This window comes from Paenibacillus mendelii, from assembly GCF_024498075.1.
GTDB classification, from domain to species: domain Bacteria; phylum Bacillota; class Bacilli; order Paenibacillales; family Paenibacillaceae; genus Paenibacillus_Z; species Paenibacillus_Z mendelii.
This window is the reverse complement of sequence record NZ_JANHOF010000016.1, coordinates 110,858-135,805: the sequence shown is the minus strand read 5'-3', so window position 1 is coordinate 135,805 and position 24,948 is coordinate 110,858. Positions and strand designations below refer to the sequence as shown.

The window sequence follows — 24,948 nt, the reverse complement described above, 5'->3', positions numbered from 1 at the left end:
AATTATTTATCCAGAATAAGCAGCAGCGTCATCAGAATAACGACGACAACGAATGAGGCTATGATCCACATTAAAGCTTTCTTATTAATGGTTTCCTTCTGCTTGGCTTTCATCATGGGTGGCTTTTTCTTGGTTTGGCTCATGCCGATCAACCTCTCTATTTCATATAATCGAACATTTACTATCATTGTAACCGTTTACGGGATAGGCCGCAATACCGGTTTGACCTTACACGAACCCGGGAATGCCTGAAGCGCGGCGATCCCGGGCTCTTTCTTTTTGCCTTAGAAAAAGATAAAATGTGTCGTAGAGCTAACTAGAAGAACGGAGTGAAGTACGTTGTTGTATTCCAAAATGGCCAAGCCATTATTATTCCGCATCGATCCGGAGAAAGCCCATCACTTGGTCATCGACGGCCTGCATACAGCCGAGCGGGTGCCAGGCATACCGGGCTTGATGCGATCCATGTATGGCGTAGAAGAAAGTCCCGAGCTGGCCGTCGATTTATTCGGGCTTCACTTCCCTCATCCAATCGGTCTGGCGGCCGGTCTGGACAAGAATGCCAAGGCTGTCGATATGTTTGCCAACATCGGGTTCGGCTTTGCCGAGGTCGGCACGGTCACGCCCAAAGGGCAGGCGGGTAACGAGCTGCCCCGGTTGTTTAGACTCCCAACTGACGAAGCGCTCGTCAATCGCATGGGCTTCAACAATGAAGGTGCTGAGGCGATGGCTAAGCGTCTGGCACAAGGGAAGAAGCGGCAGATTCCAATCGCCGTTAATATCGGCAAGAACAAGCTGACTCCGAACGATCAAGCCCACGAGGATTACCGGGCGTGCTTGCAGACGCTGTATCCTTATGGCGACTTCTTCGTCGTGAATATCAGCTCCCCGAATACACCGGACCTGCGTGCACTGCAGCATGGTGATGAGCTGCGGCTGCTGCTGGCTACGGTTATGGAGGAAATGGGTGTTCAAGCAAGAAAGCAAGGCGGACCGCTTAAGCCGGTGTTAGTTAAGATTGCGCCGGACATGACAGGCGAACAGCTCGGCTACACCGTTGATACGATAGCGTCGAGCGGTGTATCCGGCATCATCGCTTCGAATACGACGATTAGCCGTGACGGGCTGACTCATCCGAATGCCAACGAGACGGGGGGACTAAGCGGAAAACCGTTAACCCAGCGGTCTACGGAGGTCATTCGCGAGGTATATCGGCAAACCGGAGGCAAACTGCCCATTATTGGTTCCGGCGGTATCTTTACTGCGGACGACGCATACGATAAAATTCGCGCCGGCGCAAGCTTAATTGAAATCTACACGGCGCTTATTTACCGCGGACCGGAGCTGCTCCGCATTCTGGCAAACGGGTTGAAGGAGCGGCTGAGAAGAGACGGTATGAAGTCGATCGCGGAAGCGGTCGGCGCAGATCACCGTTAACGGACAGGAGGCAGCTGAATGGACGGCAGAGATTGGTCTTTATTTTTACAGCCTTATGAACAAGCGGTTGAAGAGCTGAAAGTGAAATTCAAGACGCTTCGAACGGAGCTGAAGACGCGCGAAGCCTATGCACCGATGGAATTCGTCACCGGACGGGTGAAGCGGGTCTCCAGTATCTTGGATAAGGCCAAGCGGTTAAATGTGCCGATGGAGCGGATTGAGACGGGGATTGAAGACATTGCGGGCATTCGCATTATGTGCCAGTTCGTAGACGATATCCACCAGGTAGCAGGCATGATTCGCTCACGCAAGGATTTAACGCTTGTATACGAGAAGGATTACATTACGAATTTCAAGGATAGCGGCTATCGAAGCTATCACATGATCGTGGAATATCCGGTTCAGACGGGACTTGGCCAGAAGAATGTGCTGGCTGAAATACAAATTCGGACATTAGCGATGAATTTCTGGGCAACGATCGAGCATTCCCTGAACTACAAATATAAAGAGAGCCTTCCCGAGGATGTCAGGCTGCGGTTGAAAAAAGCAGCGGAAGCGGCTTCTCTGCTTGATACAGAAATGTCGAATATTAGGCATGAAATTCTGGACGCACAGGTCGATTTCGAGAAAAAATCGAATATCGTATCTAATGTACTGAGCAATATACAGGAGCTGTATTTTTTCCGCCGCGTGAGGGAAGCGGTACAGTTCCAGCTGAAATTCAATGAGCTGTGGGAGAACGAGGATACGTACGCAATCCGGAAGCTGGCAGACGATCTCGCCAAATCGCTTGAAAGGGCGAAGAGAGGCAGTGATGCCTAATGCCGGCGGCGGATGGGCAAGAGGCTGGACTGAAGGGGACAGAGCAGGCCTATGACGAGAAATTCATTCACTTCGTCGTGCTGTTTAATGTGGACGAGGACTATTTCGAGTGCCACGAGGTGATGGAGGAGCTATGGCTGGAGGAAGGCCGCAACCGGATGTATCAAGGCTTGCTTCAGGCGGCTGTAGCTCTCTATCATTGGCGGAACGGCAACTACTCGGGTGCGGTCAAGCTGTTTACCCACGCAGAGAACAAGCTTTCCCAGTATCCGGATCAAGCTATGGGGCTTGACTTGCGGCAGCTGCGGGCGGACGGCGCCCGTTGTCTCGCCCCGCTCCACGCATGGGTTGAAGAAGGCGAGAAATCCGGGAGCCAGCCGCCGGAGTTCATTCCCTTTCGGCTGCATATCGTAGACGAGCGGTTGATGGAGGAAGTCGCGGCAATGGCGCAAATTCCGCTTGAGCAGCGACTCCACGGGGAGGATACAGAGTGATGAGCGGAAGGAGTTGAATCAAGGGCGCAACCTTTGATTCAGCTTCTTTTTTACGTTCAGGATTGGAAACGTGAATAGGTGAAACCATGGCCGCGGCTTCCGCTAGGCGTATATATCGCGTGTAAACGAAACACCCCCGACCTGCTGCAGCCAGCAATTCGGGGGTGTTCCAATGATCCATATGAAATTAGCTGATTCTGTCCGGCTTGAACTTGTCGTCAATCGCTTTGCGAATTTGATCGACACTCTTGCCTTCCTTATGCAGCTTGACGATATCCTGCACTTCCTCCAGACAGATGCCGCAGCCTGCGCTATGGTCGGTCCAGGTGACCTTGCCATCCTTCTCTTCTGCTATGTAGCAGCGGTAAAGACTATCATGCATCTTGTCCTCTTCATCCATACAGCCGCAATAACAGTTGATTTGCTTCAATATATCCCCGAGGTTGGCTGCCTCAGCATATAGAGTGCGTGTCAAATTGCTATAGTCGGCTAGAAAAGCCGGCCGCTGGTCGAATGAATCCGTCGTCTCGAACGTCTCCGAACCGTGCATATGCGTGCTATTGTTGCTTGCATTGCCGCAGGCCGTCAATATAAAGACCGTAAGAATCGTTACCGCGGCGATGATGAATAACAACCGGATTGCGGAACGCTTCTGACGCGCCTCGCTATTCGAGTGGCCAGAACCATCCGGAATCGGTTCAGTGGACTTGCGTTCGGAACTCATTACGTTGTTGGGATCGCTGTGCTTGTTCATTTGGCGCTGCCGCCCTCCGAAGTTTTATACTTCTCGAAGAAAGCTTTGAAATCGTCTAAGGAATATCCGCTGTCGGTACCTTCTTCTTTCAGGCCGCCTACAAGTCTTTCAGCTTGTACACCATCCTTGAAGTAGACGAGGGTAGGCGTGAATTCAATGTTTTCTTTGCCAAAGTATTCACGGAACTCGAGCAGATTAAACATCTTCATATCGACGCCAAGCTCCTTGACCAGCGGAGTAAGCTGTGGTGTTGTGAAGCGGCAGTGCGAGCAATCCGAAGAGAAGAAATAGACGAAGAAATCTTCTTTGTTTTTCTTCATATCGGCTAGGTCACCGGGCAGAATAATGTTCTGATAATTGGGGTCATCCAGTAATTCCCTTGTTGCCGGATTCAAATCGGATGAGCTCTTACCGTACAAAGCGTTCTTGTTGGAATTGTTTAGTACGAAAATTAATGCGAAAAGCACGACGATAATGCCGATGAATATAATGGGCTTATTCATCTTGGACTTCTTCTTCATGGACGGCGATCTCCTCCGACATAAGATTATAATTGTTCAAGCTAACGGCTTTATTATACAATAAAGCGAATGAATATTAAAAATGACGATTCTGTGAGGACGGCATTAGATATTGCGGGAGGAATTAGAACGTGGGCATCACGCTGCCTCAATCATTTACGGAAAAAATGAAACGGCTTCTACTTGGAAACGAGTATGAGGCCTTCCTTGCCTCCTATGAAAAACCGCGCAAGTACGGCTTGCGCGTGAACGGACTTAAGCTGAAAGCCGATGCTTTCGCAGCGCTCTCGCCAATGGGGTCCAGGTTAACGCCTGTTCCATGGGCAGACAGCGCCTATTATTATGATGAGGCCGACCGCCCTGGCAAGCAGCGGCATTATCATGCCGGGCTGTATTACATTCAGGAGCCGAGCGCGATGGTGCCGGCGGAGCTGCTTGACGTTCAACCGGGTGACCGGTTGCTCGATTTATGCGCCGCGCCTGGCGGCAAGTCAACCCAGCTGGCGGTTAGACTGCAAGGGCAGGGCGTATTGGTAGCCAATGACAATGCCCGGGAACGGACGAAGGTATTGGCGAAAAACATTGAGCTCGCCGGCGTCCGCAATGCGATCGTCCTCAACGAAGAACCGGCGTCGCTTGCCAAGCTATTCTCTGGCTGGTTCGACCGCATTCTGGTCGATGCGCCTTGCTCCGGCGAAGGGATGTTCCGCAAGGATGAATCGATGATTGCCGAATGGGAGCGTCATTCGGTGGAGCGCTGCTCGAAGATGCAGCGCGACATCCTGCTGCATGCAGCAGAGATGCTGGCACCCGGAGGTACGCTGGTTTATTCGACGTGCACGTTCTCCCCGGAGGAGAATGAAGCCCAAATCGCGGCATTGCTCGAGCGTTGTCCGGAGCTGGAGGTTGTACCGGTGGCTCTCGCCCACGGCTGGGCACCGGGTAGACCCGAATGGCTGGCGACTGCAGCGATGGAGGCTGCAGAATTAGGTCAAGCCCTGCAAGGTGATGAGCCCGGCCGGGGGCAGGCAGGAGAAGCGGCAAGCTTCGCCGGGAGCTTGCATGTGGGCCTCTCGGGTGGCAGCCGTGAAGCGAGCATAGCCGGGACGGTACGGCTATGGCCGCATCTGACAGAAGGCGAAGGCCATTATGCCGCTGTGCTGCGTAAGCGCGGAGCTTCGGATGCGGAGACGGACCATGCTGACGGAGGCGGATATACTGGCCATAACGCGGTGGTGACACGCAGCGATATGGAAGCGGGGCATGGTGAAAGTGAGCGAGGCGGCCGGGAGCGCGGCGAGCGCGAACGTGGTGGAAGTGAGCGAGGCAAGAGCGAACGTGGTGAAAGTGAGCGAAGCGATCGGGAGCGCGGTGGAAGTGAGCGCGGCGGGAGTGAACGTGGTGGAAGTGAGCGCGGCGGGAGCGAGTGCGGTGGAAGTGAGCGCGGCGAGAGCGAACGTGGTGAAAGTGAGCGAGGCGGCCGGGAGCGTGGCGAGAGCGAACGTGGTGAAAGTGAGCGAAGTGGTCGGGAGCGCGGCGAGCGAGCGCGGGGGCAGGTGCTTCGTGCGGAGCAGGAGCGCCTGGGGACCGGCCGCCGCGGGCAGCCGCCGCTTGAGCGGAAGGCTGCTGCGCGAGGCGCGGAGGCCGCCGATCCGGTAGGGGCTTGGCGGGAATTTGCCGCCAAGCAGTTGATCGGCGCTGAGCAGTGGACCGGCGCGTTGATCGCGTACGGTTCGCGGGTTTACTTGCAGCCGGCCGGCGTGCCGCCGCTGGACGGGCTGCGCGTTGTGCGGGCGGGCTGGTACCTTGGCGAAGCCGGCCCGCACCGGTTCGAACCATCGCAAGCGCTCGCGATGGGGCTGCGCGCGGAGGAAGCTTTGTTATCGATACGCTTTGACTCGGAGGAAGAAGCGACGCTGCGATATTTGAAAGGCGAGACGCTGTCTATCGAAGCCTCGCGTCTGGTGCGTTCGATGTCAGCTGATAGCCTGAATGAAGGGCAAGAGGAAGACGAGCGCAAGACCGCACGAAAAGGTTCGAACATAACAAAGGATACGTTCTCGTATGCGAGGATGGCTATCCGATTGGATGGGGCAAATACAATGGTGACGGGCTGCTTAAAAACGAGCTTGCAGCTGGTTGGAGGTGGAAGTGACCATGGTGAAACGAATGCGGCTGGATAAGCTGCTTGCGAATATGGGATTCGGGACACGCAGTGAAGTAAGAAGGGCAGTCAAGCAGGGGCTGGTTACGGTCGATCATGTACGGGTCAAAGATAGCGGGCTCACGCTCGATCCGCAGACGGCGGTCGTCGTCTATAATGGCGAACAAGTCGTCTACCGTGATGTTATCTATGTTATGCTTAATAAACCGCAGGGTGTCGTATCGGCAACGGAGGATGCTCGCGACCGTACGGTCATCGATTTGCTGGATCCGGAAGACCGGGTGCTTGAGCCTTTCCCGGTCGGCCGGCTGGACAAGGATACCGAAGGGCTGCTGCTGCTCACGAATGACGGACAGCTGGCACATGAGCTGCTATCGCCGCGGAAGCATGTACCCAAAACCTACGAAGCGGACGTACTCGGCGACGTTGGGGAAGCGGACATCGAGGCTTTCCAAGCCGGTGTAACGCTGGAGGATGGATACAAGACGCTGCCAGCCCGATTGGTGATTCGAGAGAAGGTGTCCGATGACTCGTCTGCGGTTAAGAGCCGGATCTCCTTAACGATTCATGAAGGCAAATTTCATCAAGTGAAGCGGATGTTCGAAGCGGTCGGCAAGAAGGTTGTCTATCTTCGCCGTATTGCGATGGGTCCGTTGACGATCGATCCGGAGCTACCGCTAGGTGCTTATCGGCCCTTGTCCGAGCTGGAGCTTGCGCAGCTCATGGTGATCCGTGATGAGAAACGAGCGCCGAAGAAGGCCAAGAAAGACTAAGTGGCCGAGTATCAGAGGTTGAATTGGACTTATAGAAAGTGGGGAATAACAGCATGGGATTGAATTATGACATCATTGCACTGGATGTAGATGGAACGCTCCTAACGGATGCGCATGTGCTGATGACAGAAACGCGGGATGCTGTACGCGAAGCAGCGCACCTCGGTGCGGAGATTGTGCTTTGTACGGGCAGAGGGCCGATGAACACCATTCCCGTTCTTGAGGAGCTTGGATTATCCGGCACGATCATTACCCATAACGGAGCGGCTACTATTGATGCAGAGAGTAGAAAAGTTCTGCATCAATATGAAATAAACATAGCTGAGCTGGAGCGATTCATGATGTTCTGCCGCGAGGGAAGACATCATTTTGACGTGAATACGGCTTTCGAACTGTTGGTGGAGGGGCAGCTGTCTACCGAAGTGGCAGCAATGTACAGCGGCTACAAAATAACACCGATTCTCCGTGACATATCGCTCCCGCTTCCTGCTGATCTTGTGAAATTCACCGTATTCGGTGAGAAAGAAGCAATGGATTCCGTCGAAATGGCCTGGAACGGCTGGACGCACGGACTGCAGCATATCCGGAGCGGGGACTTCTTTATCGATGTACAGCATCCGGAAGCGAGCAAGGGCGATGCATTGAAACAGCTTGCCATGCTGCGCGGTGTCAATCCTAGTCGAGTCATGGCGATCGGGAATTATTTTAACGATGTAGGGATGCTCACCTTTGCCGGGCTGGGTGTGGCCGTTGCCAATTCGCCGGATGGCGTGAAAGCGGCAGCGAAAGAGCTGACCTTGTCCAATGAAGAGAATGGCGTTGCTCATGCACTTCGTTCCTATGCTTGGTGAAGAAAGCAAAATGATTGAACCGTAAATGGTGTATTATTGATAATCGCGAAATGCAAAACCGCCGAAGGGGGAGCCCTCCGGCGGTTTTTACATTATCGTCGATGTGTTGAATTAGTACAATATTCCGCGGGATACGATGACCAGCAGAATGAATAGAACTAGGATTACGCCGACTGAAGTGAAACCGCCATAGCCGCCTACACCGGACATGCGAATTCCTCCCTGACTTGTTAGCTCCCGGCACCGTGCTATTGCATCTCTGTTGTCAGGTCTCGGCACCCGGTATAAAGTATAATATGATTTTCGAGATCAATTGACAGGGACATATATCCCGGGTTACTCCGATTTGGGCAAATGTCCGGGCCGCAAACGCAGAACATGCGTATGGTTTACGGGAGAGGCTTGCCGGGGAAGGACATTGGCCGCTGGACTGGTTCGTTACGGCTTTAAATCAGTAAAGCACAAGGAACTAGGAGTGGACGTGTCGAAATAACGAAGGTACTGGAAAAAGAAGTCATTCCGAGTCTGTTCGGAACATAATGATTGAAAACAAAGGAGTTTAGGAATGAAGAATTATCGCAGGGGAATTATGGTCGTTGTCTTTTTATTGCTAGTCACCTTTTTCGTATACCGAAATTATTCTCAGAAATACGCTATAGAAGGAACCTTGGCAGGCATTGATTCTGCAGTGGGTGAGAGCTTGAAGGCTGAGATTAAAACTCATGAGATCCAGGTTGTGGATAATAAATTATTTTTCGTATTTACTATGGGATCTACCGTAGGCTCAGGTGAGCTGAAGAGAGGGTTGAACAACAAGTACGCCTTCGAATCTGCAGGATACGGAACCAATGATATACGTGAAAGAATTGTTGAAACCAGTGAAGGGCAATATCTGTTCACGGCCGGGCGTAATGACCAAAACATAGGAAAGATCAAAGCGTATATTGAAGACGGGCAATACGAATTGAACATACCCCAAGGAGAGTATTATGTTGCTCTGGTACCTGTACAAGCCACTGATCTGAACTTTGTTTCAGGACTTATTGTCATTGATCGAGAAGGTAATGAAATCTATCGACGAAATGTACCTGAGAGTATTTCGTAGAATTGGCACCGTTGTGCTGTGCGACTTGTGAAAGGAAAAATAGACATTAGAGGGTGGTCGGGAAGTGAATATACTATGGGATTTCGATGGTACTTTGTTTGATACATATCCGGCCTATACGACCATTTTCAAAGAAATATTAGATCATGAAATAGATGACGAAGTCATTTTTTCTAAGTTGAAAATATCGTTTACACATGCAGCAAGACACTTCAACCTATCCGAATCGCAGATTAAAGAAATATTTAGATTGGAAGAGCATTTACAACCCGAACAAACCCCGCCCTTTACAGACGTTGAGGCCATACTGCAGAGAGCAAACAGAAACGTCATTATGACTCATAAAAACCGCAGCGAAGTAAACAAATTGATTGAATATTATGGATGGACACATTATTTTGTGGATATCGTTGCCGGTGACGATGGCTTCCCGAAAAAGCCGGATCCGGCATCCTATGTGTATCTTCATCATAGAAACCGTATGGATCTGATTATTGGTGATCGGGAAATTGATATTTTGCCTGGGAAAGCAATGGGCCCTTTCGCTTGCTGGTATTGGGAAGAATTTGATTCATACCGCATTTATTTTTTAACACGAGTAAAGCGATTTATCGAAATGCCGGATGGCTTTGAAACGACAGGCTATGTCATAACGAATGTTGAGACAGCTATTGATATGATTAAGCAAATTGAAGGCAGAGAAGAACGGATTGCAGCCAGTAGAAGAGCAGGAGAATTATCCAGGCAAGTCATACCGCCGACCTCACAAACTCCTCTCGGAAAGTAATATAATCCATCTATCTACAAGAAGGGGGATTACAAATGGACAATTCTAGTGGCCGTGCGGTTATATGATTCAAAAGAAAAAGAACGAATTCGAATGGTCATCGGAGCTGACGATATGCCCAGACTCGAGTTCCTTAATGAACATGGAGTGGTAACGTACTTTTTGCCACCAAAATGAGAATAAGGATGGGACATCATGTCCAACAAGAAGATTCATATTATTGGATCAACGGGAAGCGGTAAATCTTATCTAGCTAGAATGCTATCCAGTCAGTATAAAATCCCATACTTTGAACTGGATAATGTGATGTGGAACGATCAAGTGGAGTTTGGCGGGAAGAATTCTCCGGAGATCCGTGATCAATTACTTGAGGAAATACTGATGGGAGAACAGTGGATTGTAGAGGGGGTTTATTATAAGTGGGTGGCTCGAAGCTTTGAAGAGGCCGATGTGATTATCTATCTCGATCATAAACGTTTTCAACGAGCGATTCGAATTATCTCTCGTTTTGTGAAACAGCGAACAGGGCTGGAGAGATCCAATTACAAACAAACCTTTAAAGGTCTAATCGAAATGTTAAAATGGAACCATAGATTCGATAAGACAAACAAGATTAAAATCTTTGAAATGCTTGCCGCGCATAAACAAAAACTGATTGTATGCAACAGTAATAAGGTCTTGCTAAAAGACCCATCTCGGGAGCTGATTGTTTGAAGTTCAAGGCTGTGTTTCTTGATTTCTACGGAACGTTGGTGCATGAGGATGATCGCATAATCGCTGGCATATGTGAACAAATCAAAACAAACGCGGCGGTAGATTGCAGAGCCCGGGATATTGGAGGGTATTGGTGGAATGAATTTACCAATACGTTTCAGCAAAGTCACGGTGAGTTATTTCAAACACAACGAACACTGGTGCTGAACTCTCTGGAAAAAACCATCGTGAAATTTGAATCGAGCTGTGTGGCTGGGGAAATGATACAACATCAATTCGACCACTGGACCAAGCCCGAATTATTTGAAGATACCCAGCCATTCTTAGAAGCGCTGCATGGTATACCGGTGTACATTCTTTCTAATATTGATGCTTCTGATATTAGGGAGGCCGTACATTATCATGGTATTCAGGTAACGGATGTGCTGTCCAGTGAAGATGTGCAAGCCTACAAACCAAGACCGGAATTGTTCGTGGAGGCCTTGAGGAGAAGCCATCTATCTGCTGATGAGGTGATCCATATCGGTGATTCCATTACAAGTGATGTTGAAGGAGCTCAAAGCATTGGTATTCAAGCGGTCTGGTTAAATCGACTAAACAAACCATTGCCAGAAGGCGCGAAACCGGACTTTATTTGCAAAGATCTGATCGAAGTACGAGACTTGCTATAAAATCCGTATCATATTGCATGAAATGCAAAGAAGGGGTTATCCAATCCATTCCTCACGCGTATCTATCACGAACAGCTCGTGTAAGAGTTCAAAAGCTAGGTTATCCGTTTATCGTCATAGATAAGAACTGTGATCGGGTTGCCGGGACAACGAGACTCGGAAATATTCATTTTGACAGCAAGCGGCTTGAAATTGGGTGGACCTGGTACGGCAAACCGTACCGGGGCAGTGGCATTAATCAAGCTTGTAAATAAGTGCTGCTTCAATATGTTTTCGAGACGATGGATTTTAGAAGAGTTCAATTTAGTGTGGATTCCGAGAATATACGCTCTCAACGAGCTGTGTTGAAGCTTGGAGCGAAACAAGAAGGGATATTCAGGCATAACTATATGAATGCAAATGGGGAAGGGCGAGATGATATTTACTACAGCATCATAAAACCGGAATGGCAGGACACGAAGCTATCCTACTTTAAGGATCTGTCGTGTGGAACGCTATGACATCCTATTTCCTATACCACTATTATGAGAAAGAGATTGGACCGTTCCGAAATCTGTCCAGCCTATCACCAGAAAAGGCTGATGAGATCTCGAATCAGATCAGACAAGAAGGGAAGACATTCGCGAGCCAGCGATCATCCGATTATTTGACCATTCGCAGAGAATTGGAGAGTCGTGCACGTGATTTATTCATGGCTAAGGGAGGAAAACCGAAGAACTCGTTCCCGCATTATATGACATTGGGAGCTTGCAGCTGGCTAGAATCCTGGTTCAACAACCCAAGCAGCTTATCGATGAGCTGGGATGAATGGAATGAAGATTCCATCAGCTTTACCTACGGAGATCTGTTCCCAACTATGAGATATACAGACAATAAACCCTATCGTAAACAAGTCTATACCAAGAATGAAATAATCGATGTCATAGCGGAGTTTGGATTCCCGCAGGAATGGAACAAGCTCGGGGATCAAGGACCGGAAAGATATATTGAGGTTCAGCTCTGGGATGAAGATGTCATCCGTAGGTATATCGGGAAGTAAGATCAGCTGTTAAAAATACATGATCGGGAGGTACTAGTTGATGCGGCTAGCTGTTCTCTCAGATACGCATGGGAATGCAACTGCCTTCGAAGCAGTGATTCATGACCTTCACAGTCAAAGCCCGGATGCCGTTGTTTTTCTTGGCGATATTGTGATGCGGGGACCTCAGCCGAGCGAGTGTATTCATATGGTTCGATCGCTCAAGCCGCTGGCCGTTATTCGTGGAAATTACGATGATATGTTTACCAAATTTCCGGAACCCGGCTGGGTGCCAAGTAATTACAAACAAGAGCTGGTGTTGCGTGCGTATGAGTATGATTGTGAAAGAACAGCGAAGGAAGATCAAATCTGGTTATCCAATCTACCGGTTGAGTTATCCTGCGAATTTGAAGAGGTTCCTACGGAAATGTATCATGCGGGCCCTAATTCCTTGGTGAATGTTGTGTATCCATGGGCGCCATTGGACGAGCTTGATAGCTTGAATAAATACGAGCATACCAAACTAGTTTTATACGGACATGTACACCATGCCTTTGCAAGACAAGGAAGAGGGCGATTGCATGTCAATTGCGGTAGTATCGGACTATTCGATGGCGATAATCGAGCTAGTTATGCCATTGTAGATTTTAATAAGAGTGACATTGCGGTTCAGTTAAGAAGAGTAACCTATGATCTTGAATCTGCCCTCGAGATTGCAAGAGAACGGAACATGCCTGACATTGCAGCTTTTGAATACGCGCACCGAACAGCGCGTTATCCATACAATGCTCTGAAGCAGCTGACATAAGCATATAGTGGTTCTAGCCCCCCTTCTAATATGGGGGGGTTATTTTTGTTAAATGGGTATACGCGATATAAGGTAAAATGTGGTAAAATATTGATTTAACTTAAGCATGTGAAGGGGGCTAGGACCATGTTTAGTTTAGCCATCTTACTCGTGCTGGGTTCAGGGTTCCTTCACTCCGTCTGGAACCTGTATACGAAGAGAAGCATGAACAAAAACATTTTCCTATGGTTTTGCCAGCTGGTGGCTATAATTATATTTTTGCCGTGGACGATCATGGAGTGGGATAGCGCTTCAATAACGAGTACAGGCTGGTGGATTATACTTGCGTCCATGTTCCTGCACGGACTATACATCAAGTTATTGGCAGCTGTGTATACAGTAGGGGATTTATCACAGGTCTATCCAATAATGAGAGGCACCAGCCCGCTATTGGTTCCCTTATTAGGTGTTTCGCTGCTTCATGAGAAGTTAACTGCACTCGGATGGATCGGTGTGATCACCATTGTTGTTGGAATAGCGCTGTTGAGTAATTTGAATTTCAAGCGTCGGGAATCTCCTTCATTAAAAGCGCCTTTATTGGCATTAGCCGTGGGAGTCTGCATCGCCAGTTACATTGTAGTCGATAAGGTTGCTTTAAATTATGTTTCAGCCGTCGTGTTAAATGAGGCAACGAATGTCGGGAATTTGCTGGTTCTTTCGTGGGCCGCGTTCACCTCGCAGGGCATAAGGAAGGAACTGAGTGTCAACTGGAGGATCATATTGCTGGGGGGACTGCTCGCACCTGCGGGGTACCTGCTTTTCTTATTTGCCTTATCTCTCGGACCATTAGCACAACTTGCTCCGATGCGTGAGATCGGGACTGTATTCGGAACAATAATGGGAATATTCATCCTGCGGGAAAAGCAAGGCAGAAGACGGTTGATTTCATCAATCCTGATTACGATGGGCATTATTACTTTAGGCATATGGGGATAGGTTGAACTGAAGGGAGAACAAGAATGAATAATGAAGTATTAAAGGTATTCGATGGGCACGGGAAAGAGCTGGGGGTCGCCACGCGTGAAGAAGTTCATCGGTTGGGACACTGGCATGAAGCCATCCATTGTTGGTTCGTACACAGAGAGGAAGACATACAGTATATCTATCTCCAAATTCGCAGTCCATTCAAAAAGGATTATCCGAATCTGCTCGATATTACAGCGGCTGGACATTTGTTAGCTCATGAGACCGTTAATGATGGTGTACGAGAGATAGAAGAAGAGTTAGGTATCGAAGTTGCTATGAGCCAGTTAATACCGTTAGGCGTTCTCCATTACTCCGTGACCAGAGAAGACTTTATTGATAAGGAACTGGCTAACGTTTTTCTATACGTCAGTGAAATTACCTTTGATGACTTTAAACTCCAACAAGAGGAGGTTTCAGGGATTGTAAGAGCCGATTTCGAGAGCTTTCTTGCACTGTGGTTAGGTGGGGGAGATGAAATTAACGTGAAAGGATATGAAACCGATCATGCCGGGACCAAGGTTCCAGTCAATAAAATGGTAGGGAAAGATAACTTTGTTCCTCACGGAATCTCTTATTACAAAGATATTATTAATTTAATAAGTAGTAATACCTAATATGGGGAGTGTTCAAAATGACCATTTGTATCAACCAAAATGGGGATATTTTTGAGGAGTTAATCGTCGTCGCAGAAGATCAAGTAGATCAAATAAAGCTGGATTTCCCGATTACGCATGCGTTAGTGGTGGCAAGAAACGCAGACGGATTCTTGCTCTTATTTAATAACTGGAAGCAGCATTGGGAATTGCCTGGCGGTATTCTTGAACCCGGAGAAAGTCTTCAACAATGCGCAATGAGAGAAATGTTAGAAGAACAAACCAAATGGCCAACAGAATGGAATTTAACGGGTTGATGAAGTTCAGGTTAAAGAATGGAAAGACAGAGTATGGAGGCTTGTTCAGTACCTCAATTGTAAACGAAAGGCCGTTTCTGAAGAATGAAGAGGCGACTGACATCGTGTTCTGGGATGGGAATAAAGAGATTGGATATATAGATGAAATCGATCAAGAACTATTGAGGTTTTATGATCTCAAGGAGTCAAGAGGGTGAATGAGATCGAAGAATTGGTATTGAAACAAGCGGGCTCGGAACATATTCGGGTACTCACGGAAATGAATCAGGAACTGATTAGGGATGAACAAAGCGAAAATCGGATGGATTATGGAGAGCTTTACAATCGGATGAGTGATTTCATAAGCAGCGATTGGAAAGCCATGCTGCTCGTATGTAAAGAAGAAATCATTGGTTATGGGCTATATCAAGAACGCAAGAATGCTTATGACAGTGCCAAAGAAGAAATCTATTTAAGACAATACTTCATTAGAAAGCCATTCCGGGGGAGAGGGCTTGGGAGAGAGGGGGTTATTAAACTGAGAGCAGATGTCTTCCCTAAGTCAGCGGCGCTAATTCTCGATGTATTAGAAAGCAATGATGCAGGCAGAAGATTCTGGGAAAGTCTCGGCTTCAAGCCGTACTACACGAACATGAAACTTCAACATATCAAAAATTGAATTTACTTAATACTCATAAGCTGCACTCGTAATATCCTATGAAATTCTGTTGCTCGATCCACCTTCTTGAGGTATCATCTAAATAATTGATCTATAATAGACAACGACGTTCTATAATATAGAACGATAATCCGTGAGACGAATGGGCAGTCTCCCGATAAGGGCCGTTGTCCAGGTTCATCGTGCAATGTGATGCCGCGGGATGAATAAGGAGGAGAAGACATGCAACAAAGCGAGATGGATCGGCCTTGGAACTTTCTGCGGGCCAGCGAGCTGTACAATTTTGCGGGGAGCGAAGAAGCTGCGGGAACGGAGCTGCATATTACCCGCCTAGCGCCTGGGGATGGCAGGGTTGAATTGGATTGGCAGTATCAAGGGGACATGTCATCTTTAGAAGGTGGGGGTCTAGCCTACCGGATCTCTTACGGATTGCGCGGTAATGGTGAAAAAACGGTTGTTGCACATAACAGCCGCATGCCGCATGCTATTATTGAGGGGCTTGAGAACGGAGTTGATTACGAGCTGACGGTGACGGCTGTCCGTGCCGCTACAGATGAGCCGGTTGCGGAAAGTGCTTTGAGACTATTTTGCGCGGGGCCCGTACCGGGAACGGTGATCAACTACATTCATCCTGAGGATTATGCCTACGGCTTCTCAGGCCGATCGCCAGCCAGTCCATCCATCGTGGAATTGCCCGACGGCCGGCTGGTAGCGTCCCACGATGTCTATTGGGGGAATGCCGGGCAGAACCTGAGCAAAGTGTTTCGCTCTGAAGATAATGGCGAGACATGGACGTTCATCGCCGACCTGTATCCTTGCTTCTGGGGGAAGCTGTTCGTGCATCAAGAGCGTCTCTATATGCTGGCAACGAGTACAGAGTACGGCGATTTATTAATTGGCCGCTCCGACGACGGGGGCGAGACTTGGTCAGCACCTACTTGTCTGATCGAAGGAGGTTCCAGAGAAACGGGTGGGCCGCACAAATCGTCGATGCCGGTAACGATCCACAACGGACGCCTATGGACAGCAATCGATTATGGCTCTTGGCATATCAAAGGACGGCATGCATCCGGCGTCATCTCGGCCTCAGTCGATTCCAATCTCCTCGATGCCGCAAGCTGGATCGCTACACCCTTCCTGCCGTATGACAGCAGTTGGGAGGGAGCGGTCAAGGGAGGCATACGCACGAATTTATTGGAAGGTAACGTCGTCAAAATGCCCGATAACCGGTTAGTCAGTCTGCTGCGGTATGAGTGCTACGGAGCTTCAGAGGAGTTTGGTAAGGCTATTTATTTGGAGATCGACCCCGCTTTGCCGGAAGCCTCGCCATCATTTGGCAAAGTCATCGATTTTCCTAACAACAACAGCAAGTTTTCCGTTTATTACGATGCCCCTTCCGGACTTTATTGGTCGCTCGTCAACCGGTATGTCGCCCATGTCGGACAGCGGAATGTGTTGTCGCTTGTCTGTTCGCCCGATATGGAACAGTGGCAGGTAGTGAAGGATATATTGGACTATGAGCGCAATGACTGGCCGGAGGACTATACAAAGGTAGGTTTCCAGTACGTGGACTGGTTCGTTAAGGGGGAAGACCTGCTGTTCGCATCGCGAACGGCGATTAACGGCGCAGCCAATTATCATAATGCCAATTATTTGACCTTTCATCGTATCGTGAAATTCCGTTCTTTGACGAATCAACAGCCTAGTGATCTCCGTCCCCTTGCTAAGAAAGAGAGCTGACTCGTGTGGGCATGTTGATACCGAAATAAGCGAGCAGCCTCGTAGGGCTATGGAAAGTATTCGCATTTGAATCTATTTGCATGACAATCGCCTAATCCTATCACTTGTTGAAGGGATTGGGCCATTGCCCGTTGTATTTCTATCATAAAGGAGACTAGACAATGAATGTGGTCTTACTGGGGCTGCCCGGTGCAGGTAAAGGCACTCAGGCCAAGATTATTATGGAGCATCTGCGAATTCCTTACGTTTCAACGGGAGAGATGTTGCGACAAGCGGCTGACAACCGTACGGAATTAGGCCTTGTAGCCAAGAAGTATATGATTAAGGGTGAGTTGGTTCCTGACGAACTAACAATTGGAATTACCAAGAATCGATTATTAAATGCGGACTGTGCGAATGGATGTTTACTTGATGGATTTCCAAGAAATATCGCTCAAGCTCAGGCTTTGAAGGATTTCATGCAAGCTCATTGCAAGAAAATAGACGTTGTTATCTACGTGGATGTAAAGGAAGCGCTTTTGATGGAGAGGTTAACCGGCAGGAGAACCTGTGAACAATGTGGAGCAGCCTATCATGTCGTTTACCAACCGCCAAGAATCGTGAGCCGCTGTGATCAGTGTGACGGAAATTTAAAGCGGCGAGAGGATGATAATGAAGCTACGGTCCAAGAGCGTCTGAGAATAAATAAGGATTTAATCATGCAGCTAACTGCCTTCTATCAATCCGAAGGCAGCTTGCGTGTGATCGACGGCTCGCAAGGAATCGAACAATTGATGCGGAGTTGATCCAAATACTCAAGGTCGAGGAGGATTCATGAATGATTTTTTATAGAGAATTACAGCTTATCGACGCAGACAGGATACGCGACATCGATCGATCTGAGCTTATTGAACGATACTATCAAATGAATGAGGGTGTACTGCAAGAAATAAAAGCAGGGCATGAATGCGATACTTGGGATTCCGAACAGGTCGAGGAGCTCATCCAGCGCTTTAAGCATCAATTAGAAAAAGGCGGCAAAGCATATGGCGCATTCGACGGGGAGCTTCTTGTCGGATTTGGTGTGTTAGCCAACCAATTCAGAGGAAAGGATCAGGATCAGCTGCAAGTGGATCTGATGTATGTATCCAGGAATTACCGAAGACAGGGAATCGGTAGACATATAATGGATGCGTTAAGCCGGGAAGCTGTGGATAGAGGGGCGAAGTTTTTATATATCTCGTCCACAGAAACAGAGTCAGCCGTTCATTTCTATCGTAATTGCGGAAGTGAAATAACAAGCGAGGTTGATCCGGAATTATTCCAATTAGAACCGCATGATATCCATATGCTGAAAAGGCTGTGAGAGCGCATCAATTAGACACCCCCAAGTTCGATCAAACTAATTGTCAAAGGATGGTCAGCATGAAAGATGAAGTCACCATACAGGAAATCCTATCCATGGAACCGGTCATTTGCGAACAATTAGCAGAGTTGCTAATCCATGTGGTTGAGGATGGGGCATCGCTAGGATTTTTATCGCCGCTAGGCTATAAGGATGCGATGAAATATTGGGAACAAGTGATAGCGCCAGACGTGATGGTTTGGGCAGCGATGAGGGAAGGACGGCTCGTAGGAACCATTCAATTGCACTTGGCCATGAAGCCGAATTCGACCCACCGCGCTGAGGTAGCTAAGTTGATGGTCCATCCAAGTTCCCGAAGAAGCGGGATCGCACGATTACTCATGCAGGCTGCAGAGGACAGAGCAAAGGAAGAGAGCAGATCTTTATTGATTTTAGATACGAGATCGGGTGATCCTTCGAACTTACTCTACCGATCCATGGGATACATCGAAGCGGGTCGTATCCCGAATTATGCGAGGTCCTCCAGTGGTGAATTGCACGAAACCGTACTCTATTATAAACAAACCAATAAACCGATAATTGATGACGAATGAGAGCTTCTAGATTAAAAAAGGAAACGGTTTACAAGTAGAACATGTGTACGGTATATTAAATGGGTAAATGTGGTTCATTTGGTAGTGCTATTGTCTTGTGATCCTTTCATGAGGAGCTGTGATGGACGTTGAGCAATCCATTGGTCAAGGGGATAACTGGAGAGGTAGAACTGGTCCAACTCGATGAAATGAAGATGGTAGGTATTCCGGTCATCGTTTCCTTCAAGGATGGCGATTACAGCAAAATAGGGAAAACGAAAGAGCTGTTCTTGGAGCGGAAAGGCGAAATCAAGCATCCCGTCAATCCTGAGCTTTACTGGGCGCCGTGGTACAGCTGTGAAGTAATGTTTACTTACTTTTATTGCTTAGAGGTGAGTGAATTAGCAGAAATTCCGGATGGAATGATGGGTTTCACGGTTCCCAAGGGGAAGTATACCAAGGTTAGCTATGAAGGGCCGCATCCGGGAGGTACTGACCCCTATGCAGTTCTTGCTGCATACAGGCAGGAGCATCAAATGTCCCATAAGGAAGATGGCATGGTGTTGGAGAAGTATCCCTTCGATCAGGATGGCATCCCAGAGTGGATCTCAATAGAGGTATTCGGTCCTGTCGATCTGGAGAATTGATCTTACCTTAATTAGGCGTTAGTATCACAGACCGCTTATGGTTCAGCGGTCTTTTTTCATCGAATCGGATGGATTTATCATTCTAGCTTCCGGCTTTCCGAGGAAACATTTTTAAGGGTTGCATCAAATCGACGATCGTAGGCGGTGGTAGGGAATGATTTCCAAGGAACAGCACTATTTACTGGAGTCCGTTGTGAATTGGTTTAATAAACCCGAGCAGCTGAATCATTATGCGGATGCCTAATTACAATATCGAAGTTGATTATAGGTATGTGAGCGAGTTTAATTATCCTTTTGAAGAAAATAGCTTTGACGTCATCATTTGTTTTAAGGTGTTGTGCTATATTCCGACGAAAGAGCTTCGAAATAACTATCTGGATCACTTATACCGCTTATTGAAGCCTGGTGGAATTTGTCTGGTTACGCAGAACATTGTCCCGGATGAGTGTATAGATGATGCTGTTGACGAGGATTACAGGAAGTCACCGGCATCAAGGTTCCCGACTATAGAGCGTGGCGATTGTTTTCCACAAGGAGAAGGGTATGTGCGTTGGTTTACGGATGGTGATCTGGAAGAAGAACTAAGGAATTCCAAGCTCGCGTTAACGGGGTATCAAAGCGATGAACAATACGGTGGCTCTGGATTCATGAGATTGATCACATTGGACAAGGGCGGTGTATTCAAATGTTTCTAGTAAATTCGCGTGCAATTATTGAACGGAATTCCAAGGGTACAACCGAAATTATCGTTCAAACACGAAACAAGCCGGGTGGACCCCAGCGAATCGAGCTTCCAGGAGGAAGAATTGAGCCCTATGAATCTTTCGTACATGCCTTAATAAGGGAAGTTAAGGAAGAGACAGGTCTTGACGTCATAGAAATCGAAGGCCTGGACACAAGAATCGATACAGTCGGAATAGATCCGGAATTTGAAGTGGAATGTATTCGTCCCTTCGGGGCGTATCAGACGACCAAAGGGTCAATTGATTCCGTGGGACTGTATTTCCGCTGCAAAGCGGAAGGGGAGCTGCTGGAGATTGGCGACGAAACGAAGGATATCAGATGGGTGTCTGTCGAAGAAGTGCGCCGATTAATGAATGAGGATCCTTTACAGTTTTCGGCTGTGGATCGGGCAGGAATTTTATTCTATATCAAAAATAAGGATTAACCCGCTGCCGCGGCAAAGAATCACAATTTCCTGGGAATTGGAGGGTTTTACATGAATATTTCCGCTATACTGGGCCACCCGAATAAGGGGAGCTTCAATCATGCGATTGCAGAGACAATCGTTGAAACATTAAGAAATAATGGTCATTGGGTTAACTTTCACGACCTCTATGAGGAAAACTTTAATCCTGTCGTAACGAGCGAGGAACTGGAATCAAGTAAATCTCATGATCCGTTAGTCGAAACGCATTGTGATGAAATAAAGCAGGCGGAGGGGATCGTCATTGTCCATCCCAACTGGTGGGGGCAGCCGCCCGCGATGCTGAAGGGGTGGATTGACCGGGTCATCCGCCCAGGGGTCGCCTACAGGTTCGATGAGGAAGACAACGGGGGTGGACTTCCGACCGGTTTGCTTAAGGCCCGAATCGGTGTTGTTTTCAATACTTCAAACACGCTGGCGGAAAGAGAAGTTTCTATATTCGGCGATCCGCTCGAGAACATCTGGAAATCATGTGTGTTTGAGTTTTGCGGGGTTAACCGATTCGATCGAAGAATGTATCGCGTCATTGCGGACAGTACACCGGAAGAACGGATGGGCTGGCTTCAAGACACCAAGCATCTAATAAATAAGCATTTCCCGAAGGAATGAGCATCCATGATGATATCCTATGAGAATCATGCGGGGTTATTTCAATTCCGGGCTGCCAGTATCATTCTGAATCAGAATAAGATACTTATGCAGAGGGCGGAGGTCAATGACCGTTGGTTCATACCCGGAGGCCGGGTCGAATTTGGCGAGACGGCTGAACAAACCATTGAGCGTGAGATGCTCGAGGAATTCGGTGTGCAAATTGTAGAGAAGAAGCTTGTATGGGTTCTTGAAAATTACATCGAATTCCCCAACAAGAGGATTCATGAAATAGGAATGTACTTTGTTGTGAAGATACAAGAGGGGCATCCGATCTTGCGGCGTGAGGGAGAGTTCCTTGGTATCGAGGATGGCTTCGTTCATAGATGGGTAGAGCTTGACGCTCTGGATGAGATTCAGATTGTGCCTGAATTTGTAGTGCCGGAGCTCAGATCCTTGGATCTTACCGGCGGAATAAAGCATGTCATTAATAGAGCTGTGAGAAACTATTCGATTACATAGACGGCCCCCCCAAGATTCTGGGGAGCCGCTTTTCGATATCGACTATTCACTCAATGATACTGCTACTTCGTAGTTAGCAATCAGATTTGCGAAACGAATCGTGTCGCATCTATTTGGATGAAGCTGAAGAAGGGGTTAAGCCCGGTCACGCCGCATAAGCGACCGGCTTAACCCCTTCCGGTGGTTCGAATACCCCCCAGCCAAAGAAAAGTACTCGTACTGGTTGGTTTCTTACTTCAGCATTACATTACTATGCAGTGGAACTATGATTCTTTGGCAGCGTTGGGTACTACTGGAATACTGTCAGCTTGGTTAGACTGGGTCTCTCCGATTGGTCGTAAGTGCCGAAGCCGTGTAATGACAAGAACGATGATAGCGAGCATGATAACGCCGCTGGCTGTCGCAACAGCGTGCATCCCGCCGGTAAAGGCTTCACGTGCGCCGGTGAGCAGAGCCTTGCCGGCTTGTTCGGAGAGGCCTTCCGCTATAGCAGTGGCACCGGCCAAGCTGTCGCGGGATGCTTGTACCGCGGATGCCGGCAAGTCGGCGGGAATAGAGTTCGCCACCTGGTTGCGGTAAACGACCGTGCCGATGCTGCCAAAGACTGCGATGCCCAGCGCGAAGGCGAATTCGCCGCTGGTTTGCAGCATGGCGGCCGCCGATCCCGCCTTCTCCGGCGGTGCTGAGCCGATGACAAGGTCGCTGGACAGGCTTGGGAGCGGAGCTGCACCTAAATTGAAGCAGATGTACCCGAGCACCAGAAACGTGAGACCGGACTCTACCCCCACCTGGGTCAGCAGAAAACAGCCAGCGGTGGATACCAATAGACCCGTTCCGATAAGACGAGCCGGTCGGATCCGGCGTGCGATAAGCGGCGAGAGAAGCATACCGGCCATCGAGGCAATTACTCCAGGGAGCATATACAACCCTGCCTGAAGCGGCGACATTCCTTGCACGAATTGAAGGTGCTGCGCGATGAAGAGCATGGTCGCTCCTGTCAGTGTAATACCGAACATGCCCCCCAGTGCAGCGCTGAATCCGGGACTGGCGAACAGGCGCAGGTCCAGCAGGGGACTCGTCAGCCTGCGCTGCCGCGACACGAACACCGTGCCGAGGACGATGCCCGCCAGTATTAACAGCACAGGCACCATCTGCAGACCGTACTTGGCGAATTCCTTGAGGCCGTATATGACTGGCAGTATAGCGCCCAGCGATAACGCGACACTGGTCAAATCCAGCCGGCCGGATTCGGGGTGCCGGTATTCGGGCAGCAACATGGGGCCGGTTATTAGTAGAAGCAACATGACCGGCACGCCCAGAAGAAACACCGAGCCCCACCAGAAGTGATTCAACATGATACCTCCAACCACCGGTCCGAGGGCCATTCCGCCCATAGAGCACGTTAACCATATGCCGATAGCGAGGGAGCGCTGCTTATGGGAACGGAACATGTTGCTTATCAAGGCTAAAGTAGAAGGCGATACAGTCGCTCCGGCTATGCCGAGTAATGCGCGGGCCGCAATGAGCATCTCAGGGCTTCGGGAGAATGCAGCCAATATCGAGGCTATGACGAATGCGGCCCCGCCGATCAGCAGCAATTTGCGGCGGCCTATCCGATCTCCCAGCGATCCCATTGTGATCAAGAATCCGGCGAGCATGAAGCCGTAGATGTCGATGATCCACAACTGCTGGGCGCTGTCGGCGCCGAGGTCGGCGCCAATGTGCGGCAGTGCGAGAATCATTACGGAGAGATCGATTGAGACAAGAAGGGCGGGCAGGGCAAGCACAGCGAGCCCGATCCATTCACGCATGCCGGCTTGTATCTCAGTCCCATTCATAGTGTTCGTCATTCGGTTTTCAATAAATCGCCCAGTTTGTCCAACATATATTTCGTCCCGTGCTCGCGCTGTTCCGGCGCATCGTAACCATCAAGGAAGGCGCCTTGTTCAGTATAGATAAGCTGTGTACCGCTGTCTGCCGGCCTGATTTCCACCGTCGTCACAGAGACCGATATCCGTGTCTCTCCCAAGTCCATCGTATAGGTATAAACGATGCGATTGTTCTGCACGATCTCTTGGTAGCAGGCGTCGAAAGTGTAGATCGCCCCTCCCGGCGGGCCTCCGCGGTTGATCTCCCTCCCGCCGATTCGAAAGTCGAACTCGTCGGCTTTCGGGAACCATCGGGCTTTGGTCGACGCGTCCGACCAAGCGGCGAATACCCGCTCGGGAGATGTGTTATAAATACGTTCGATAACAAATGTAGAGTGCTTTACGTCTCGTTCATTCATGATTTATTTAGTCCTCCGTTAGGTAGGTTCATCCGGATGGTCTTCAAGATAATCACCAAGCCGGTCTAGATGTGAATCCCCGATCGCTTTCCGTTCGGCGAAATATTTCTCATGATTCATCCTGATGGCGCCTAATATTTTGGTATAATCTAGTATTGTAAAAGGTTCCTTACTCTGGCTTGTTAAATGTTCTAATTCCTGTAAAAGCTTCTGTTGAATACTTATATTTTCTTTTAGACGAGCAATCTGAAGGGAGACGATATCTAACAGGCTGATATGATCGCCGACAACTACTGATTTGATCTGATCCAGCGACAAGCCGAGCTCCTTCAAAAACAGAATTTGTTGCAGGCGTGCAATATCGGATTCGGTATAGATCCTGTGTCCGGAGTCGGTATGACCGGATGGCGGGAACAAAACGATCTGGTCGTAATATCGCAATGTTCGAACCGTTAATCCTGTTAATTTCGCAAGTTCTCCAACTTTCCACTCCCGTTTCATAATCATCCCCTTATTTTTCGCGCGAAATTTTACCGGTATCCGCATCA

General features: G+C 48.8%; 32 protein-coding genes. 25 read left to right on the top strand and 7 right to left on the bottom strand.

The window, feature by feature from the left end; translation table 11 throughout:
• Nucleotides 1-2: 2 nt before the first annotated feature.
• Entirely contained in the window at nt 3-143 is a 141-nt protein-coding gene (locus NNL21_RS30250; protein ID WP_204818897.1) for a hypothetical protein, read from the bottom strand.
• A 196-nt stretch (nt 144-339) separates the two neighbouring features.
• Here NNL21_RS30250 and NNL21_RS30245 point away from each other — a divergent pair, with 196 nt between their 5' ends.
• The 3 genes from NNL21_RS30245 to NNL21_RS30235 are packed head-to-tail and all read left to right on the top strand — an operon-like array spanning nt 340 to nt 2,753.
• Nucleotides 340-1,437: a quinone-dependent dihydroorotate dehydrogenase gene (locus NNL21_RS30245; RefSeq protein WP_204818898.1), complete on the top strand. Its 1,098-nt coding sequence runs from the start codon at nt 340-342 to the stop codon at nt 1,435-1,437.
• An 18-nt stretch (nt 1,438-1,455) separates the two neighbouring features.
• Complete coding sequence (gene yjbM / locus NNL21_RS30240; RefSeq protein ID WP_204818899.1) at nt 1,456-2,259, top strand: GTP diphosphokinase; 804 nt, start codon at nt 1,456-1,458, stop codon at nt 2,257-2,259.
• Entirely contained in the window at nt 2,259-2,753 is a 495-nt protein-coding gene (locus NNL21_RS30235; protein ID WP_204818900.1) for a DUF309 domain-containing protein, read from the top strand. The genes yjbM and NNL21_RS30235 overlap by 1 nt, the downstream gene beginning before the upstream one ends.
• Nucleotides 2,754-2,940: 187 nt before the next feature.
• Here the strand turns inward: NNL21_RS30235 and NNL21_RS30230 are convergent, their stop codons facing one another.
• Both NNL21_RS30230 and NNL21_RS30225 read right to left on the bottom strand, forming a co-directional pair.
• Nucleotides 2,941-3,507: a PCYCGC motif-containing (lipo)protein gene (locus tag NNL21_RS30230; RefSeq protein ID WP_256555583.1), complete on the bottom strand. Its 567-nt coding sequence runs from the start codon at nt 3,505-3,507 to the stop codon at nt 2,941-2,943.
• Nucleotides 3,504-4,028, bottom strand: coding sequence for a thioredoxin family protein (locus tag NNL21_RS30225; protein WP_256555582.1), 525 nt, complete (start codon nt 4,026-4,028; stop codon nt 3,504-3,506). Before NNL21_RS30225 ends, NNL21_RS30230 begins: the two co-directional genes overlap by 4 nt.
• Before the next feature lie 131 nt (nt 4,029-4,159).
• Here NNL21_RS30225 and NNL21_RS30220 point away from each other — a divergent pair, with 131 nt between their 5' ends.
• The 3 genes from NNL21_RS30220 to NNL21_RS30205 are packed head-to-tail and all read left to right on the top strand — an operon-like array spanning nt 4,160 to nt 7,816.
• Nucleotides 4,160-6,211, top strand: coding sequence for an RsmF rRNA methyltransferase first C-terminal domain-containing protein (locus NNL21_RS30220; RefSeq protein ID WP_204818901.1), 2,052 nt, complete (start codon nt 4,160-4,162; stop codon nt 6,209-6,211).
• Complete coding sequence (locus tag NNL21_RS30210) at nt 6,186-6,965, top strand: pseudouridine synthase (RefSeq protein ID WP_204818902.1); 780 nt, start codon at nt 6,186-6,188, stop codon at nt 6,963-6,965. Before NNL21_RS30220 ends, NNL21_RS30210 begins: the two co-directional genes overlap by 26 nt.
• Before the next feature lie 53 nt (nt 6,966-7,018).
• Entirely contained in the window at nt 7,019-7,816 is a 798-nt protein-coding gene (locus tag NNL21_RS30205) for a Cof-type HAD-IIB family hydrolase (protein ID WP_256555581.1), read from the top strand.
• Nucleotides 7,817-7,927: 111 nt separating this feature from the next.
• Here the strand turns inward: NNL21_RS30205 and NNL21_RS30200 are convergent, their stop codons facing one another.
• Nucleotides 7,928-8,026 carry a dihydroorotate dehydrogenase gene (locus NNL21_RS30200; RefSeq protein ID WP_204818903.1) on the bottom strand — a complete coding sequence of 33 codons (99 nt, stop codon included), beginning with the start codon at nt 8,024-8,026 and terminating at the stop codon, nt 7,928-7,930.
• A gap of 355 nt (nt 8,027-8,381) precedes the next feature.
• On the opposite strand from NNL21_RS30200, the gene NNL21_RS30195 reads away from it, so the two are divergent.
• The 19 genes from NNL21_RS30195 (at nt 8,382) to NNL21_RS30105 (ending at nt 22,113) form a co-directional block, all read left to right on the top strand.
• Complete coding sequence (locus NNL21_RS30195; RefSeq protein WP_204818904.1) at nt 8,382-8,921, top strand: hypothetical protein; 540 nt, start codon at nt 8,382-8,384, stop codon at nt 8,919-8,921.
• Nucleotides 8,922-8,985: 64 nt separating this feature from the next.
• Nucleotides 8,986-9,708 carry an HAD-IA family hydrolase gene (locus NNL21_RS30190; protein WP_204818905.1) on the top strand — a complete coding sequence of 241 codons (723 nt, stop codon included), beginning with the start codon at nt 8,986-8,988 and terminating at the stop codon, nt 9,706-9,708.
• Nucleotides 9,709-9,903: 195 nt separating this feature from the next.
• On the top strand, nt 9,904-10,422 hold the full coding sequence (locus NNL21_RS30185; RefSeq protein ID WP_204818906.1) for a P-loop NTPase family protein: 519 nt from the start codon (nt 9,904-9,906) through the stop codon (nt 10,420-10,422).
• Complete coding sequence (locus NNL21_RS30180; protein WP_204818907.1) at nt 10,419-11,093, top strand: HAD family hydrolase; 675 nt, start codon at nt 10,419-10,421, stop codon at nt 11,091-11,093. Before NNL21_RS30185 ends, NNL21_RS30180 begins: the two co-directional genes overlap by 4 nt.
• A gap of 496 nt (nt 11,094-11,589) precedes the next feature.
• Nucleotides 11,590-12,132: a hypothetical protein gene (locus tag NNL21_RS30175; RefSeq protein ID WP_204818908.1), complete on the top strand. Its 543-nt coding sequence runs from the start codon at nt 11,590-11,592 to the stop codon at nt 12,130-12,132.
• Nucleotides 12,133-12,172: 40 nt separating this feature from the next.
• Nucleotides 12,173-12,919 (top strand): metallophosphoesterase family protein, encoded by a 747-nt coding sequence (locus NNL21_RS30170; RefSeq protein ID WP_204818909.1) that lies wholly within the window; start codon nt 12,173-12,175, stop codon nt 12,917-12,919.
• A 126-nt stretch (nt 12,920-13,045) separates the two neighbouring features.
• Nucleotides 13,046-13,894, top strand: a complete 849-nt coding sequence (locus NNL21_RS30165) for a DMT family transporter (protein ID WP_204818910.1) — start codon at nt 13,046-13,048, stop codon at nt 13,892-13,894.
• Between the two features lie 23 nt (nt 13,895-13,917).
• On the top strand, nt 13,918-14,538 hold the full coding sequence (locus NNL21_RS30160; RefSeq protein WP_204818911.1) for an NUDIX hydrolase: 621 nt from the start codon (nt 13,918-13,920) through the stop codon (nt 14,536-14,538).
• Nucleotides 14,539-14,555: 17 nt separating this feature from the next.
• Nucleotides 14,556-14,834 carry an NUDIX domain-containing protein gene (locus tag NNL21_RS30155; protein WP_204818912.1) on the top strand — a complete coding sequence of 93 codons (279 nt, stop codon included), beginning with the start codon at nt 14,556-14,558 and terminating at the stop codon, nt 14,832-14,834.
• A gap of 193 nt (nt 14,835-15,027) precedes the next feature.
• A complete protein-coding gene (locus NNL21_RS30150; RefSeq protein WP_204818913.1) occupies nt 15,028-15,492 on the top strand; it encodes a GNAT family N-acetyltransferase in 465 nt (154 codons plus the stop codon).
• A 222-nt stretch (nt 15,493-15,714) separates the two neighbouring features.
• Entirely contained in the window at nt 15,715-17,232 is a 1,518-nt protein-coding gene (locus NNL21_RS30145) for an exo-alpha-sialidase (protein WP_204818914.1), read from the top strand.
• Nucleotides 17,233-17,393: 161 nt separating this feature from the next.
• On the top strand, nt 17,394-18,017 hold the full coding sequence (locus NNL21_RS30140; protein ID WP_204818915.1) for an adenylate kinase: 624 nt from the start codon (nt 17,394-17,396) through the stop codon (nt 18,015-18,017).
• A gap of 32 nt (nt 18,018-18,049) precedes the next feature.
• Entirely contained in the window at nt 18,050-18,577 is a 528-nt protein-coding gene (locus NNL21_RS30135) for a GNAT family N-acetyltransferase (RefSeq protein ID WP_204818916.1), read from the top strand.
• A gap of 59 nt (nt 18,578-18,636) precedes the next feature.
• A complete protein-coding gene (locus NNL21_RS30130; protein WP_204818917.1) occupies nt 18,637-19,170 on the top strand; it encodes a GNAT family N-acetyltransferase in 534 nt (177 codons plus the stop codon).
• A 128-nt stretch (nt 19,171-19,298) separates the two neighbouring features.
• Nucleotides 19,299-19,796, top strand: a complete 498-nt coding sequence (locus tag NNL21_RS30125; RefSeq protein ID WP_204818918.1) for a GyrI-like domain-containing protein — start codon at nt 19,299-19,301, stop codon at nt 19,794-19,796.
• Between the two features lie 230 nt (nt 19,797-20,026).
• The gene (locus NNL21_RS30120) at nt 20,027-20,491 is read left to right on the top strand and encodes a class I SAM-dependent methyltransferase (RefSeq protein WP_204818919.1); all 465 of its coding nucleotides are present in this window, start codon (nt 20,027-20,029) and stop codon (nt 20,489-20,491) included.
• Nucleotides 20,482-20,964 (top strand): NUDIX domain-containing protein, encoded by a 483-nt coding sequence (locus tag NNL21_RS30115; protein ID WP_204818920.1) that lies wholly within the window; start codon nt 20,482-20,484, stop codon nt 20,962-20,964. The genes NNL21_RS30120 and NNL21_RS30115 overlap by 10 nt, the downstream gene beginning before the upstream one ends.
• A gap of 51 nt (nt 20,965-21,015) precedes the next feature.
• The gene (locus tag NNL21_RS30110) at nt 21,016-21,612 is read left to right on the top strand and encodes an NAD(P)H-dependent oxidoreductase (protein WP_204818921.1); all 597 of its coding nucleotides are present in this window, start codon (nt 21,016-21,018) and stop codon (nt 21,610-21,612) included.
• Nucleotides 21,613-21,618: 6 nt separating this feature from the next.
• Entirely contained in the window at nt 21,619-22,113 is a 495-nt protein-coding gene (locus tag NNL21_RS30105) for an NUDIX hydrolase (RefSeq protein ID WP_204818922.1), read from the top strand.
• A gap of 263 nt (nt 22,114-22,376) precedes the next feature.
• Here NNL21_RS30105 and NNL21_RS30100 read toward each other — a convergent pair whose 3' ends face one another.
• The 3 genes from NNL21_RS30100 to NNL21_RS30090 are packed head-to-tail and all read right to left on the bottom strand — an operon-like array spanning nt 22,377 to nt 24,901.
• Nucleotides 22,377-23,963: an MFS transporter gene (locus tag NNL21_RS30100; RefSeq protein ID WP_204818923.1), complete on the bottom strand. Its 1,587-nt coding sequence runs from the start codon at nt 23,961-23,963 to the stop codon at nt 22,377-22,379.
• The gene (locus NNL21_RS30095) at nt 23,960-24,400 is read right to left on the bottom strand and encodes an SRPBCC family protein (protein WP_204818924.1); all 441 of its coding nucleotides are present in this window, start codon (nt 24,398-24,400) and stop codon (nt 23,960-23,962) included. Before NNL21_RS30095 ends, NNL21_RS30100 begins: the two co-directional genes overlap by 4 nt.
• 18 nt (nt 24,401-24,418) lie before the next feature.
• Nucleotides 24,419-24,901 carry a MerR family transcriptional regulator gene (locus NNL21_RS30090; RefSeq protein WP_204818925.1) on the bottom strand — a complete coding sequence of 161 codons (483 nt, stop codon included), beginning with the start codon at nt 24,899-24,901 and terminating at the stop codon, nt 24,419-24,421.
• Nucleotides 24,902-24,948: the final 47 nt, after the last annotated feature.